This is a genomic window from Roseibium sp. R5, assembly GCF_055755305.1.
This window is the reverse complement of the sequence record NZ_CM146910.1, coordinates 370,683-384,393: the sequence shown is the minus strand read 5'-3', so window position 1 is coordinate 384,393 and position 13,711 is coordinate 370,683. Positions and strand designations below refer to the sequence as shown.

At 56.8% G+C, this 13,711-nt stretch carries 14 protein-coding genes; 10 read left to right on the top strand and 4 right to left on the bottom strand.

Features of this window, described 5'->3' with window-relative positions; genetic code table 11:
* Window positions 1-69: 69 nt before the first annotated feature.
* Entirely contained in the window at window positions 70-1,035 is a 966-nt protein-coding gene (locus AC0J4F_RS01790) for a LysR family transcriptional regulator (RefSeq protein WP_473025248.1), read from the bottom strand.
* Between the two features lie 124 nt (window positions 1,036-1,159).
* Here AC0J4F_RS01790 and AC0J4F_RS01785 point away from each other — a divergent pair, with 124 nt between their 5' ends.
* The 10 genes from AC0J4F_RS01785 (at window position 1,160) to AC0J4F_RS01740 (ending at window position 10,440) form a co-directional block, all read left to right on the top strand.
* A complete protein-coding gene (locus tag AC0J4F_RS01785; RefSeq protein WP_133948733.1) occupies window positions 1,160-2,026 on the top strand; it encodes an ABC transporter permease in 867 nt (288 codons plus the stop codon).
* Window positions 2,026-2,811: an ABC transporter permease gene (locus tag AC0J4F_RS01780; RefSeq protein ID WP_055670450.1), complete on the top strand. Its 786-nt coding sequence runs from the start codon at window positions 2,026-2,028 to the stop codon at window positions 2,809-2,811. Before AC0J4F_RS01785 ends, AC0J4F_RS01780 begins: the two co-directional genes overlap by 1 nt.
* Window positions 2,812-2,864: 53 nt before the next feature.
* Window positions 2,865-4,004: an extracellular solute-binding protein gene (locus AC0J4F_RS01775; protein WP_473025247.1), complete on the top strand. Its 1,140-nt coding sequence runs from the start codon at window positions 2,865-2,867 to the stop codon at window positions 4,002-4,004.
* Between the two features lie 75 nt (window positions 4,005-4,079).
* Window positions 4,080-5,165: an ABC transporter ATP-binding protein gene (locus AC0J4F_RS01770; RefSeq protein WP_133948729.1), complete on the top strand. Its 1,086-nt coding sequence runs from the start codon at window positions 4,080-4,082 to the stop codon at window positions 5,163-5,165.
* Window positions 5,162-6,517, top strand: coding sequence for an aminotransferase family protein (locus AC0J4F_RS01765; RefSeq protein WP_133948727.1), 1,356 nt, complete (start codon window positions 5,162-5,164; stop codon window positions 6,515-6,517). The genes AC0J4F_RS01770 and AC0J4F_RS01765 overlap by 4 nt, the downstream gene beginning before the upstream one ends.
* Window positions 6,518-6,526: 9 nt before the next feature.
* Window positions 6,527-7,456 carry a 3,5-dioxohexanoate:acetyl-CoA acetone transferase gene (gene kce, locus AC0J4F_RS01760; RefSeq protein WP_473025245.1) on the top strand — a complete coding sequence of 310 codons (930 nt, stop codon included), beginning with the start codon at window positions 6,527-6,529 and terminating at the stop codon, window positions 7,454-7,456.
* A 2-nt stretch (window positions 7,457-7,458) separates the two neighbouring features.
* Window positions 7,459-7,947 carry a GNAT family N-acetyltransferase gene (locus AC0J4F_RS01755; protein WP_473025243.1) on the top strand — a complete coding sequence of 163 codons (489 nt, stop codon included), beginning with the start codon at window positions 7,459-7,461 and terminating at the stop codon, window positions 7,945-7,947.
* Window positions 7,944-8,966 carry a histone deacetylase family protein gene (locus tag AC0J4F_RS01750; protein WP_473025241.1) on the top strand — a complete coding sequence of 341 codons (1,023 nt, stop codon included), beginning with the start codon at window positions 7,944-7,946 and terminating at the stop codon, window positions 8,964-8,966. Before AC0J4F_RS01755 ends, AC0J4F_RS01750 begins: the two co-directional genes overlap by 4 nt.
* Window positions 8,963-10,063, top strand: a complete 1,101-nt coding sequence (locus tag AC0J4F_RS01745) for an NAD(P)/FAD-dependent oxidoreductase (RefSeq protein WP_133948719.1) — start codon at window positions 8,963-8,965, stop codon at window positions 10,061-10,063. Before AC0J4F_RS01750 ends, AC0J4F_RS01745 begins: the two co-directional genes overlap by 4 nt.
* Window positions 10,064-10,089: 26 nt before the next feature.
* Window positions 10,090-10,440 (top strand): RidA family protein, encoded by a 351-nt coding sequence (locus AC0J4F_RS01740; RefSeq protein WP_133948717.1) that lies wholly within the window; start codon window positions 10,090-10,092, stop codon window positions 10,438-10,440.
* Between the two features lie 126 nt (window positions 10,441-10,566).
* Here the strand turns inward: AC0J4F_RS01740 and AC0J4F_RS01735 are convergent, their stop codons facing one another.
* Genes AC0J4F_RS01735 through AC0J4F_RS01725 form a run of 3 tightly spaced genes read right to left on the bottom strand, consistent with a single transcriptional unit; the run spans window position 10,567 to window position 13,708 of the window.
* Window positions 10,567-11,331, bottom strand: coding sequence for an SDR family oxidoreductase (locus AC0J4F_RS01735; RefSeq protein ID WP_133948716.1), 765 nt, complete (start codon window positions 11,329-11,331; stop codon window positions 10,567-10,569).
* A gap of 18 nt (window positions 11,332-11,349) precedes the next feature.
* Window positions 11,350-12,252, bottom strand: coding sequence for a 2-oxo acid dehydrogenase subunit E2 (locus tag AC0J4F_RS01730; RefSeq protein ID WP_209002323.1), 903 nt, complete (start codon window positions 12,250-12,252; stop codon window positions 11,350-11,352).
* A 10-nt stretch (window positions 12,253-12,262) separates the two neighbouring features.
* Complete coding sequence (locus AC0J4F_RS01725; protein ID WP_133948712.1) at window positions 12,263-13,708, bottom strand: NAD-dependent succinate-semialdehyde dehydrogenase; 1,446 nt, start codon at window positions 13,706-13,708, stop codon at window positions 12,263-12,265.
* Between the last annotated feature and the right edge of the window lie 3 nt (window positions 13,709-13,711).

Sequence of the window (13,711 nt, the reverse complement as noted above, 5' to 3'; positions counted from 1 at the left end):
AAACTCGCATGAGGCTTAAGTGATGTCAAGATAAAACCTCAGGAGAGTTTTTGGTTTTGACTGCTTAGCTCAACAGTATGTCCGCTGATCAATCGGCGTGTCTCGGATCCGCTCCAGCAGAATTTCCAGTAGAGCTTTTTCAGCCCGATTCAGTTTAGCGTTCGGGTTCCAGACCACATGAACACCGATTTCCGGTAGACCTTCATACGGTGGCAACTGCCAAAGCAAACCATCTCGAACATCCCGTTTGACCACGTGGATTGGCAAGGGGCCTATGCCGAGCCCGGCAATAATCATTCGACGGACCTCTTCGAGGTTTGCAGAAGTTCCCACAACGCGGTCTTCCAAATCGGCCTCCGCGCGCATGAGGGTCACAGGCCTTAAGGCGTCTTCCAGCCGGTCCGTTACAAAGCTCACCGCCGATTGCCCTGCCAGATCAGATTTTGAGAGATCCCTGCGGCCAAACAATGGGTGTGGCGGGCCACAGAACAGGCCGAAATACTCCCGGAACAACCGGGCATATTCGAGTTTAGGGCTTCGCTCGCGGACAAGGCAGACAGCTAGAGACGCCCGGCGCGTTGTCACCGCTTCCAGGGCCTGCTTACTGGCCGAAATATTGATAGACAAGGTCGCAGCCGGATGTGTTTCGTGAAAGACTCGGAGCGTCTGGTCAAACAAGGGACTCACCACGTGGCTCGCCATGGCGATTTCCACATGGCCGCGGACTTCGTCGGTAACATCTCGCATTAAGGTGCCAAGGCGCAGGATCGCGCCTTGAATCTCAATGGCTTCCTTCAAAAGCAAAGTGCCAGCTTCCGTCAATTCAAATTGACCGGGTTTGCGATTAATAAGCTTACGCCCAATCCGGTCTTCGAGCCGCTTTAGAGCGCTGGAAACGGTTGGCTGTTTCAGTCGAAGCTGGTCAGCAGCAGCTGTTACGCTGCCTGCTTTTGCGAGTACGATAAACGTTCGCAGGAGATTCCAGTCAAGTTCACGGGCCAGTCGGTCGGCATTCATCGGTTCGGCTTCACTCATAGACCAAATCTATAGTTAGAATTTCGATTATCTATTTGATCAATGTAGCTGCACTTGTCAGCTTTCAGTCAAGCATTTTCACAAAGCGAAGCATGGAGTCCGCAGCCACCATGGGTGATCTACGATGAGTATTGAGGCGCGCGAACGGCGCCAGCCTTGGATCCTGCTGTCACCGGCACTGACCGCAATTACACTGCTGTTGTTCATTCCGCTTCTGTTCATCGTTGTTTATTCGTTTTGGCTGCGCACTGCGACCGGAGCCGATCTGGCGGGGTTTTACCTCGACAATTGGTCCGAAGCGCTCAGTGATCCATTCTACCGCGATATTTTGCTGAGCACCTTGCGAATTGCGGCGATCACAACAGCAGTTTGCGCGGTGATGGGTTATCCGGCGGCGTATTTCATCGCTCGCTCCAAAAGCAACAAGGCGTTGCTGTTGCTGCTTTTGATGCTGCCGTTCTGGATCAGTTACATCATCCGGACCATGTCCTGGATCAACATTCTCGGGGTCTCCGGAGCGGTCAATTGGACCCTGGTCAATTTGGGATTGGTCTCTGAACCGATCCAGATGCTCTACAATGAAACCACAGTCATTCTGGGGCTGGTGCATTTCCTGCTGCCGTTCATGGTTCTCAATGTCTATGTCGCTCTGGAAGGCATCGACATTTCCCTTGAAGATGCCGCCAGTTCGTTGGGCTCGACCCGCTGGCAGGCCTTCCGCGAAGTGACCCTCCCTCTGTCGTTGCCGGGTCTAGCCGCTGGTGGGTTGTTGTGCTTCGTCTTGAGTGCCGGCACTTACATCACCCCATTGGTTCTAGGTGGACCCACAGATGCCATGTTCGCAAATCTCGTCTTTGAGGCCATTATTACTCAACTTAACTGGCCACTCGGCTCAGCCCTGTCCCTGATGCTTCTAGCAGTGCTCGGGGCGCTTGTTCTGATCTACAACCACTACCTCGGCATGGGGCAACTGATGAAGGGGCTTGGCTGATGGGCTGGTCTTTGATCCGGGCTTACACGTTGCTGGTTTATCTGTTCATGTTTCTGCCGGTTTTGGTCGTGGTGCTGTTGAGCTTCAATGCCAGCCAATTTGGCAGCTTTCCGATGACAGGCTTTTCTTTTCGTTGGTTTGTGGAACTGGCCGGAAACGACGCCATACTGCGGGCTTTCCGAACCTCGATCATTTTGGGTGCATTGACCGCGGTCATCTCAACAACGCTTGGTGTTTTGGCAAGTCTCGCGCTTGTGCGTTACAACGTGCCAGGGCGCAATCTGATCTCTACGCTGCTGATTGCGCCGATCCTGGTGCCGGAAGTGGTGCTGGCCGTTGCCCTGCTGCTATTCCTGAACTTCCTGTCGATCAACAAGAGTTTCCTGCTTTTGTTGATGGGCCATGTGATCTTCACACTCCCGTTTGTCATTCTGGTCGTGCAGGCACGTCTTGTCGGCATCCGGCGCGACTATGAAGAAGCCGCACTTAGTCTCGGCGCAAGTCCGGTTCAGGCATTCTTTCAGATCACGCTGCCCCTGCTGGCGCCCGCCGTCTTCGCCGGCATGCTGTTTGCCTTCACCATCAGTTTCGACGACATCACCGGAACTCTGTTTTGGAAGCCGGGTGGGGTTGAGACCGTGCCAACTCAGATCTTTGCCATGCTACGCAATTCGATTTCTCCAGAGATCAACGCCCTCGGCACGGTGATGATTTTCCTGACCGTCGGATTGCCGCTTCTCGGATTGGCAGTTGCCCGGCGCATGGCGATTCAGCGCGGCGGCTAGAACCGCGCGACCAACAACGAAACGTTCGAAAACAAACCAGAGTGGATTGAACAATGGACAATACCAAACGTTACGAGCGCTTGCGCGAACGCTATCTCAACGGAGATCTCGACCGCCGGAAATTCCTGGGTCTGATCGGTGCGGCGGGGCTGGCTTATGGGGTGCAGACACCGTTCGCCAGGCACGCCCTGGCGGCAACCGAAGAGGTGCGGTTTGATGGCTGGGGCGGGGTCGTTTCTGAAGCTTTCCGTCAGCATGCCTTCGCCCCATACACTGATAAGACCGGTATCAAGGTCGTCGACGGCACCTTTGGCGGCGGCGATGAATACCTGTCTCGTGTCAAAGCCAGCCAGGAGGGTGAATACAATATTGCCCACTTGTCTGGTGTTTTCGACTATGCGCGCTACACCAATCTCGGGCTGAATTCGACCCTGAATGAGGACAACATCCCGAACCTGAAATACGTGATCCCGAAGCTGGTTGACGTCTTCCGCAGTGTGACCGACGGAAAGCTGTCTTGCGTCCCATATGACTACGGCACTACGGGCATTGCGTATAACCGCAAGTACATCTCTGATGAAGAAGCCAAGGAAAAAGGCGCCAAACTTCTCATCGACGCGGCCTACAAGGGCAAGATTGGCGGCTGGTCTGATTGGCGCACCCGTGTCTGGTATGCATCGCTTCAAACCGGACAGGATCCCAACAATGCGACCGACATGGATGCGGTTTGGGAAGCGGTCCGCACCAACCGTGATCTGCTTTTGAAATACTGGCAGTCCGGCGCTGAACTGATGAGCCTTCTCGCCGAAGAGGAGATCTACGTCACCGAGGGTTGGTCTGGCCGCATCTACGCACTTCAAGAGCAAGGGCATGATATCGGCTACATCGATCCGCCGAACGGCTTCGGCTGGCAGGAATGCCTGTTTGTGATCAAAGGCTCTCCAATGGAAGCCTGTGAAGAGCTGCTGAACTTTATGCTTGCACCGGAAACCTCTATCGCAGTTGCTGAGGGCCAAAATTATCCACCGGCTTTGGACCCGACCAAAGTAGATCTGGGATCCAAAATTCCGACCCTGCCGGCCTTCGACCCGACAGGCACGTTGGATGGCCTGACGTTTGCCAATCCGGAGTACTGGAACTCCAATGAACCTGACTGGAACAAAACGTTCAGCCGGATTCAGAAGGGCTATTAAGCTCAACTAAAGCAACATGTTTTCCGCCCGGCACAGCCGGGCGGGGGTAACTTTCTCAGATCTTGGAGTTTGAGTGTGGGCGCCGTTTCCCTGACCAATATCGTCAAGCGCTTTGGAGCATTCACCGCGGTGCACCGCACATCGATGGAAATTCCTGAGGGGAGTTTTGTGACATTGCTCGGCCCATCTGGCTGCGGCAAGACAACCACCTTGCGTATGATCGCGGGTCTTATCGATCCCACAGAGGGCGACATCACCATCAAGGGCCGGCGCATCAATGATGTGCCGATCTATAAGCGCAATCTAGGCTTGGTGTTTCAGAACTATGCTCTGTTTCCACACAAGACGATCGCAGAAAATGTGGCTTTTGGTCTGAAATACCGGGATGTGTCCAAAGCAGATATGGACAAGAAAGTCCGGGATGTTCTGGAGCTGGTGCAGCTGCCGCATGTGGCGGGCCGCTATCCGAAACAATTGTCGGGTGGCCAACAGCAACGCATTGCGCTCGCCCGTGCAATCGTCATTGAACCGGATGTTTTGCTGCTGGACGAGCCTCTTTCTGCGCTTGATGCCAATCTGCGCGAGGACATGCGCGTTGAACTGAAACGTATTCAGCACCAAATCGGCATCACCACGGTTTTCGTGACACACGACCAGTCTGAGGCCCTAGCGATGTCCGACCAAGTCGTTGTCATGTCCAACGGCCGGGTGGAGCAGGTCGGATCGCCTGAGGAAGTGTACAACACGCCCGCCTCTGAATTCGTGTCCCGTTTTCTCGGAACTTCCAACATTCTCGACGCCACGTGCAAAGGTATGTCCAGCACGGACCTGGCCCTTGAAGTTCCGCATTTTGGAACAATAGCGGTGCCAAAAAACAAGGCCCCGGGCGTTGCGGCTGAAGGACCGTCCAAGTTGGTCATCCGTGCAGAAAAACTTCTTCTGATAGCCAAGGATACTCCGGTAGAGGACCGCATCGCTTTGGACGGTGTCGTCGAAGCGGTGGACTATCAAGGACAGGCGGCACGTTACTTCGTGCGCGTGGGCGAACAGCAACTTCAAGCCATCAACATGATCGACGAGCACCCCTTTGAAGAAGGGGCAGCCGTCTCTGTTCGGTTCCGGCCCCGCGATTGCGCGGCCATTCCGGGAGACATCGCATGAGCGACACGATAAAATCCCATCTCTTCTACCAAAGCCGTCAACGGCGTCCCGTCCTAGACCAGGCGAAGGGCGTCTATATGTGGGATGTCGACGGTAAGCGGTATTTGGATGGATCTTCCGGCGCCATGGTGTGCAACATCGGCCACTCCAATCCGAGGGTTTTGGAAGCAATGCGCCGGCAGATGGACAAGTCGACATTCGGCTATCGGCTCCATTTTGAAACAGAACCGGCTGAAATGCTGGCAGCGAAGACAGCGGAGCTGGCGCCAAACGGCCTGGACAAGGTGTTTTTTGTCTCCGGCGGGTCGGAAGCGGTGGAAAGCGCCATCAAACTGGCGCGTCAGAATGCGATCGCAACCGGTGAGGCACAACGTTACAAGGTTGTTTCCCGCGAGCCGAGCTACCACGGTTGCACGCTTGGGGCTCTGGCTTTGACAGGATATGCGCCTTTAACTGCGCCATTTGACCCGATGATGCGACCAATGCCGAAGATCCCGGCACCACGCGCCTATCTTGACGGTTTCAATGCCAACGAACCGTCAACAGGTCATCACTATGCCGATATGCTGGAAGCAAAGATTCTGGAAGAGGGGCCAGAAACGGTTCTGGCATTTATCGTTGAGCCCGTTGGAGGTGCTTCAACTGGGGCGTTGGTGCCGCCGGTTGGATACATGCAGCGCATTCGCGAGATTTGCAGCCGCTACGGCGTTCTTCTGATCCATGATGAAGTGATGTCCGGTGGCGGCCGAACGGGGCGTTTCTTCGCGGCCGAACATTGGGATATTGCCCCCGACATATTGGTCATATCGAAGGGCTTTGCAGCTGGTTATGCGCCGCTTGGCGCAATGGTTGCGCACAAGTCCATCGTAGAGAACGTGTTAAACGACGGCGGTTTTCTGCACGGCTTCACCTATGCCGGGAACCCGCTGGCCTGTGCTGCGGGGTTGGCCGTCCTTGAGGAAATTGAAAGGCAGGCCATGTGCGCAAATTCCGGGCGCATAGGCCGTCTCCTGAAAACGGAACTACAAAAACTGATGGCACGGCAAGATTTGATCGGCGATGTCCGCGGGCAAGGATTGCTGTTGGCCTTTGAGCTGGTTGCTGACCGGGACACCTTGGCTCCTCTGCCTGCCGAATGGGGCGCCTTCAACCGTTTGGTTGATATTGCGTACAACAATGGCCTCATCATCTATTCACGCCGCACGCGTGGTGGTTATTCGGGCGATCATTTTCTCATCGCACCGCCAATGATTTCCAATGAAGAACATGTTGCTGAAATCGTTGCCGGGCTTGACCGTTCTCTCAAACAGCTAGAGGCGGAACTTCCTTCTAAACGTGCGAAGGCAAGCTGAGATCCCGAGATGACAGACAAGATACTCATTACCTGTGCGATTACGGGCTCAATTCATACCCCAACCATGTCGCCTCACCTTCCGGTAACCGCAGATGAGATCGCGGGGCAGGCAATCGGGGCTGCGGAAGCTGGGGCAGCGATCCTACATCTGCACGCAAGAGATTTAAATACTGGTCGCCCATCCGCAAAAGCCGAAGACTTTTCCGCTTTCCTCCCGAAAATTAGTGCAGAGTGCGAGGCGGTCCTTAACCTGACAACCGGCGGCAGCGCCGTGATGCCGTTGGAAGAACGCCTGGACGGCCCGCTTAGAGCCGAGCCGGAAATGTGTTCGCTTAACATGGGAACAATGAACTTCGCGCTCTATCCGATGGTGCCCCGCTACGAGAACTGGAAGTTCGATTGGGAAAAGCCATTTCTTGAAAATACCGACGACCTTGTTTTCAAGAATACGCCCAGAGACATAGCTTATGTTCTCAACGAACTTGGCGAGAAACGCGGCGCCCGGTTTGAATTCGAATGCTACGATGTTGGCCACCTCTATATGCTGCGCCATTTTGTTGATCGAGGCCTCGTCAAACCACCATTTTTTATTCAATTCGTCTTCGGTGTGTTGGGTGGAATTGGCGCAGATCCGGAAAACATGCAGCATATGAAGCGGATGGCGGACAAGTTGTTTGGCAACGACTATCTGTTTTCGGTCCTTGCAGCTGGACGCCAGCAGATCCCTTTCGCGACAATGGCGGCCAGCATGGGCGGTCACGTACGTGTCGGTTTGGAAGACAATCTATTTATTGCCAAGGGTCGGCTTGCAGCGTCGAATGCCGAACAGGTAGTCAAGATCCGTCGAATTGTTGAAGCGCTTGGTCGAATAGTCGCGACGCCCAATGACGCTCGTTCCATGCTTGGGCTGAAGGGGATGGCGGAGACGGCGTTCTGATCATGAAAGGACTTTCAATCCGCAAAACAACGGCATCCGATGCGGATCGGCTTAATCAGGCGTTGGAGAAACTCTCCACCGATCTTGGCGATAAGCATCGGGCAAGCGCCGAGGATCTCGTGCGCCATGGTTTCGAGGAAAATCCAGCCTTTTTTGCCCTTATCGCAGAAAAGTATGCCAGCAGTGAAGTGATAGGCGCGTTGATTGCTTCACCCATGTTCTCCACGAGCTTGGGAGGGGCCGGACTTTACGTCTCCGATCTATGGATTTCCAAGGAGGCTCGCGGGAACGGTCTGGGAAAACGTTTATTGGGGGCAGCCGTTACTGAGGCATCAGTAAACTGGACCATTAAATTCCTGAAACTCACGGTTCACAACCACAATGCCAAGGCACGCCGGTTTTATGAACGCCTTGGTTTCCAGAATCTCCCGGACGAAACAGTGCTGGCTCTTAAGGGCGAAGCATTGGAAACTTTGAGGATACACTCATGAAAGCCATTTTTGACGACCGTCAGTGGACCCACGACCCCAAACATTTCATGGCAAATGGCACACGGCTTCCGAATCCCGAGCAACCGCGCCGAATAGAAGTTTTGCAAACCGGCGCAATGAAGGCTGGGTGTGTTTTTCAAACTCCGGCAGACCATGGTTTAGGTCCCATTGCGGCGCTGCATTCATCGGAATATCTGGTGTTTCTGCAGACTATTCATGAGCGCTGGCGCCGCATCGAGAATGCTTCGGACGAGGTCATCCCGAATATTCATCCAGACCGGCGGACGGCAAGCTATCCACGCTCGGCAGTCGGTCAGGCCGGGTATCACCAGGCCGATACGAGTTGCCCGATCACGGCGGGCACCTGGAACGCGGCGTATTGGTCGGCGCAAAGCGCGATCTCGGGCGCAGACCTGATACTGGCAGGTGAGCAGGCGGCCTACGTCTTGTCCCGACCGCCAGGCCATCACGCCTTTGGAGATTTGGCGGGCGGGTTTTGTTTCCTGAACAACTCCGGCATTGCCGCCGAGCGCTTGCTCAGAGCCGGAAAACGTCCGGCAATTCTTGATGTCGACGTGCATCATGGCAACGGCACGCAAGGCATTTTCTATAAGCGCAGCGACGTTCTGACGGTGTCGATCCACGCGGATCCGGAGCGGTTTTATCCGTTCTTTTGGGGCCATGCCCAAGAGCGGGGGGACGGCCTGGGGCGCGGCGCGAATCTCAATCTTCCGCTTGAACGGGGCACCGGGGACGATGAGTACCTTAAAATCCTCGACACGGCTCTTGAGCGCATTCTAGCCTTTGGGACGGATGTTTTGGTCGTCGCGCTTGGCCTGGACGCGTATGAAAAGGATCCGTTGAAAGGTCTTGCCATCACGACCCCCGGGTTCTCGCGGATTGGCGCAGCCATCGCCGGACTTGGCCTTCCAACCCTCTTTGTCCAGGAGGGCGGTTATCTTGCGGATGAGCTGGGACATAACCTGACGAGTTTTCTGACGGGATTTGAAACCGCATGACCACGCGGTCCGATTTCCTGATCATAGGCGGGGGCATTGCCGGCGCGGGGGCAGCCGCACGGCTTGCCCCAAGCGCCTCCGTTACGCTCCTGGAAATGGAAGGCGCGCTTGGCCGGCATGCAACCGGACGCTCTGCTGCCATCTACATTCGCAACTACGGCAATGCCACGTTGCGCGCACTCAATGCAGCTTCCGAACCTGTTCTGGAAACCCCTGACGGATTGTCCGATCACAGCTTGCTGACGCCGCGCGGCGAAATGCTGATTGCCACGGAAAATGAGCTCGATGATTTCCGAGCCTATCTGGCTGGAGCAGAGGGCATGGAGTCCTTGAGCCCGGAAGAGGCCGTCGCCCTGTTTCCGCTTTTGCGGCCGGAGACAATTGCAGCGGCGGCGATTGAACGGGCCGCAAAAGACATCGATGTTGATCGTTTGCTGCAAGGGTTTGTTCGGTTGGCCCGGCGGAACAACGCTCAAATCGTTATCCATGCTCCGGCTGACAGGATCTGCAAGAAAGAGGGACTGTGGCAGGTTGAAACAGCGGCGGGCACATACGAAGCGCCGGTGTTGATAAATGCCGCAGGGGCGTGGGCAGATGTGATCGCCGACCGCGCCGGCGTCTCCAAAATCGGTTTGCAACCCATGCGCCGGTCTGCTGCAATCGTCCCGCCGCCGGACGGGATGGACATCACATCCTGGCCTCTGGTCGCCAGCGCTTCGGAGAGCTGGTACTGCAAGCCGGATGCCGGAAAATTCATGGTTTCCCCAGCAGACGAAGATCCCGTGGACCCACATGATGCCTGGGCCGATGACATGGTGCTTGCGGAGGGCCTGCACCGCTTTGAACAGGCTGTGACCATGGATGTGACCCGCGTCGAACACAGCTGGGCTGGTCTGCGCAGCTTTGTAAAGGACCGGACACCTGCGATCGGCTTTGCGCCGGACGTGGACGGATTTTTCTGGCTGGCCGGACAAGGCGGTTATGGTGTCCAGACCGCGCCCGCGCTATCCCAACTGACGGCGGACCTCTGCCTTGGCAACGATCCGGCCCTGTCTCCCGACGTTGTCGCCGCACTCGACCCGATGCGGCTTATCTGAAGCTCTGAGCAAACAAAGGAAATTCAATGTCCGATATCAAACGCCTGCAAGTTGGCCCGCGCATGAGCCAGGCTGTCATTCATGGCGGTCTTATTTGGCTGGCCGGTCAGGTTGGCAACCCGGGTGAGAGCGTTGCCGACCAGACCAGGGTTATCCTGGAGAAAATCGACCAACTGCTCGCGGATGCCGGCAGTGACAAATCCCGCTTGCTTCAGGCAACCATCTGGCTCGCCAGCATGGAGGACTTTGCCGAAATGAATGAAGTCTGGGATGCCTGGGTTGATCCGGCCAATCCACCGGCCCGCGCCTGCGGAGAATCCAAACTGGCAACGCCGGAGTACACTGTGGAAATAATCGTGGTTGCTGCCGTCGCTTAGTCACGTCTTTAGCTTTTGGAATAAAGCCTCATCTAGTCTGCCTCTAGTTTTTGAAGACGAGCAGGAATCAGATAACGCAGCCGGGTAAAACCAAAACTCCGAACGAACCCGCTGCAGTCCGCTCTTTCATCGTGCGAGCCAGCCGCCGTCTACGGGTAGAACTGCGCCGTGGATAAAGCTTGCATGGTCGCTGGCAAGGAATGTGACGGGACTTGCAATGTCTTCTGGTGCGCCCCAGCGTCCCACTGGAACACGCGCCATGAGGTCTGCGGTGCGTTTTTCATCTGCCTGCAGGGCGGCCGTGTTATCCGTTGCGATATACCCTGGGGCGACGGCGTTTACATTGACACCTTTCGGGGCCCACTCGTTTGCAAATGAGCGTGTCAGCTGGGCAATAGCACCCTTTGCCGCCGCATATCCCGGCACCAGAATGCCGCCTTGAAACGACAGCACCGAGGCAATGTTGATGATCTTACCCGACCCGCGTTCAACCATCTTGCCGCCAAAGTCACGGCTGAGCAGGAAAGCGGCATCCAGATTGACCGCCATCACCGCATCCCAGTCCTCGACGGTGTGAGAGGCCGCTTCCGTCCGCCGGATGATGCCGGCGTTGTTGACCAGGATGTCGATCTGCACCTGATCGTGCGTCAGGCGTTCGACCAAGCCGGAAATCTGTTCCCGTGATGCCAAGTCGCAATTGATCGGCGTGAAGCGGACACCGGCGTTTTCTATCTCTGCCTTTAACTCCGCCGAGCCTGTCTCGATGGACGTGCCGATCCCAACGACATCGGCTCCGGCTTCAGCCAGACCTTTTGCAATCGCCGCGCCTATGCCCCGACTGGCACCGCTCACGAAAGCGGTCTTGCCGGAAAGGTCGATGGTCAACGCCATGGCCGGGTGTTCTCCTCTCTAGCCAATCAGCAGACGGCGCGGATCGGCGAGCATGTCGGCAAAGTGCTTTAAAAACCGGGCCGCATCTGCGCCGTTTATTACCCGGTGATCGTAGCTGAGGTCCAGCGGCACCATGGGCACCGGTACAAAAGATTCGTTCTCCCAAACAGGAATGGTCTCGGTGCGGGTGATACCGAGAATTGCCACCTCCGGCGGGTTGACGATTGGTGTAAAAGCCGTCCCCCCGATGCCGCCAAGATTGGAGATCGACATGGACGCGCCGCCCATTTCTTCCGGCCGGATCTTCCGGGCCTGCGCCCGCGCCGCCAGATCTGCGATGTCGGTGGCAATCTGCCAAAGACCCTTACGGTCTGCATTGCGTACCACAGGCACCATTAGGCCCGCCGGTGTGTCGACGGCAATCCCGATATGGACGTAAGTCTTCATGTGCAGGGTCTGGCCGTCGGCGCTGAGCGAGGCGTTGAATTTCGGGAAAGCCTTCAGGCAGGTCGACAGGGCCTTCACATGGAAGGCGAGCGTTGTCAGCTTGATGCCCCAGTCCAGCGCCTCTTCTTTCAGCTTCGCCCGGAAGGCTTCGACTTTGCGGATGTCGGCCCGGTCATGGTGCGTGACCTGGGGGATATGAGCATTGGCCGCGGACAGGTTGTCCGCTGCGACCTGGGCCATGCGGCTCACCGGTTCGTCGCGCACCGGGCCATGGGCCGTGTGGTCTACATCCCAGTACCTGTTGCCATGAGCAACAGCTGCCGACACACCGGTATCGGATACGTCACCCGAGAGGTGCTGGTCTACATCCTCCTTAGCAAGGTTTCGCCGTCCACTCGCGGCAGCGACTGCATCGAGATCAACACCCTTGCGGCCGGCATAAGACCGGACGGACGGCGATGCGATGTAATTCATGCCGTCCTCCCTACCAACTAGCCGAGATGTACTGGGTTTCCATGAATTCCAGCATGCCTTCATGTCCACCTTCGCGGCCGAGACCGGACTGCTTGGTGCCACCAAACGGGGCTGCCGGGTCTGAAACCAGACCGCGATTCAGTCCGACCATGCCGTAGTCGAGCTTTTCGCAGACCTGCAGGCCGCGTTTCATGTCTTCCGTAAAGACATAGGCGACCAGACCGTACTCGGTGTCATTGGCGCGCCGGATGACATCCTTGGTATCTGAAAAGGTCTGCAGCGCCGCAACCGGGCCGAAAATCTCGTCATGCACGCAGTCCGCGGTTTCCGGCACATCGGTCATGACAGTTGGCGGATAGAAGAACCCCTTGCCGTCCGGGATTGTCCCTCCGAGTGTGATCTTCGCCCCCTTTTCGACCGCGTCCTGAACGAATTGGGCAACCTTTTGCTGGGTATCTCGGTTGACCAGCGGGCCCACATCCACGTCCGGCTCCAATCCGTTGCCGAGCTTCAGTTTCGCCATGGCAGCGGTGAATTTCTCTGAAAAGGCGTCAGCCACGCATTCATGGACATAGAACCGGTTGGCGGCAGTGCAGGCCTCGCCAAGGTTCCGCATCTTGGCGAGCATCGCGCCTTCCACCGCAGTATCGAGATCAGCATCGTCAAACACGATGAGCGGGGCATTGCCACCAAGCTCCATCGCCGGTTTCAAGACCTGGTCGGCGGCGGAATGCAGCAGTTTCCGGCCCACACCAGTGGACCCGGTGAAAGAGACAACGCGCACGCGCGGATCATGCAGAAGATGGTCGACCAGCTTGCCGGAGTGCTTTGTCGGCAGCACGTTCACGAGGCCCTTGGGAACACCGGCTTCTTCCAGAAGCGGCATCAGGGCCAGCATGGTCAGCGGTGTTTCGCCGGCCGGCTTGATGATCACCGGGCAGCCTGCGGCCAGAGCGGGCGCGATTTTCCGGGTGCCCATTGCCGCAGGATAATTCCAGGGCGTCACCAGAACAGCGATGCCGGCCGGTTTGTGCTGTACCATGATCCGCGCACCAGACGAGGGCGCGTGGGTGATCAGGCCATCGGCACGCACGGCTTCCTCGGCAAACCAGCGGAAGAACTCGGCCGCATAGGTTGCCTCGCCGCGGGCGTCGTTACCTGCCTTCCCGTTTTCCAACGTAATCAGCTTGGCAAACTCGTCGAGCCGGGCCGTCATCAGCTCCCACGCCTTGCGCAGCACCTCTGAGCGCTCGCGCGGCGTGCGCGCGGCCCAGTCCGCAAAAGCGTCCTCGGCGGCATTGAGCGCGGCATCGGCATCCGCCAGTTCGGCGGAAGCGACGCTTGCCAGCACTTCTTCGGTGGCCGGGTTGATCACGTCGAAGCGGTCGCCGGATGCGCCGGACCGCCATTTTCCGTCAATGTAGAGATCGGTGAAGTCTTGAACGGCATAGTCCATGGG

Bases quoted from the DNA above. Each gene is read 5' to 3' on its own strand.
- AC0J4F_RS01790 (WP_473025248.1), bottom strand. From the start codon at position 1,035: ATGAGTGAAGCCGAACCGATGAATGCCGACCGACTGGCCCGTGAACTT.
- AC0J4F_RS01785 (WP_133948733.1), top strand. From the start codon at position 1,160: ATGAGTATTGAGGCGCGCGAACGGCGCCAGCCTTGGATCCTGCTGTCA.
- AC0J4F_RS01780 (WP_055670450.1), top strand. From the start codon at position 2,026: ATGGGCTGGTCTTTGATCCGGGCTTACACGTTGCTGGTTTATCTGTTC.
- AC0J4F_RS01775 (WP_473025247.1), top strand. From the start codon at position 2,865: ATGGACAATACCAAACGTTACGAGCGCTTGCGCGAACGCTATCTCAAC.
- AC0J4F_RS01765 (WP_133948727.1), top strand. From the start codon at position 5,162: ATGAGCGACACGATAAAATCCCATCTCTTCTACCAAAGCCGTCAACGG.
- kce (WP_473025245.1), top strand. From the start codon at position 6,527: ATGACAGACAAGATACTCATTACCTGTGCGATTACGGGCTCAATTCAT.
- AC0J4F_RS01755 (WP_473025243.1), top strand. From the start codon at position 7,459: ATGAAAGGACTTTCAATCCGCAAAACAACGGCATCCGATGCGGATCGG.
- AC0J4F_RS01750 (WP_473025241.1), top strand. From the start codon at position 7,944: ATGAAAGCCATTTTTGACGACCGTCAGTGGACCCACGACCCCAAACAT.
- AC0J4F_RS01745 (WP_133948719.1), top strand. From the start codon at position 8,963: ATGACCACGCGGTCCGATTTCCTGATCATAGGCGGGGGCATTGCCGGC.
- AC0J4F_RS01740 (WP_133948717.1), top strand. From the start codon at position 10,090: ATGTCCGATATCAAACGCCTGCAAGTTGGCCCGCGCATGAGCCAGGCT.
- AC0J4F_RS01735 (WP_133948716.1), bottom strand. From the start codon at position 11,331: ATGGCGTTGACCATCGACCTTTCCGGCAAGACCGCTTTCGTGAGCGGT.
- AC0J4F_RS01730 (WP_209002323.1), bottom strand. From the start codon at position 12,252: ATGAATTACATCGCATCGCCGTCCGTCCGGTCTTATGCCGGCCGCAAG.
- AC0J4F_RS01725 (WP_133948712.1), bottom strand. From the start codon at position 13,708: ATGGACTATGCCGTTCAAGACTTCACCGATCTCTACATTGACGGAAAA.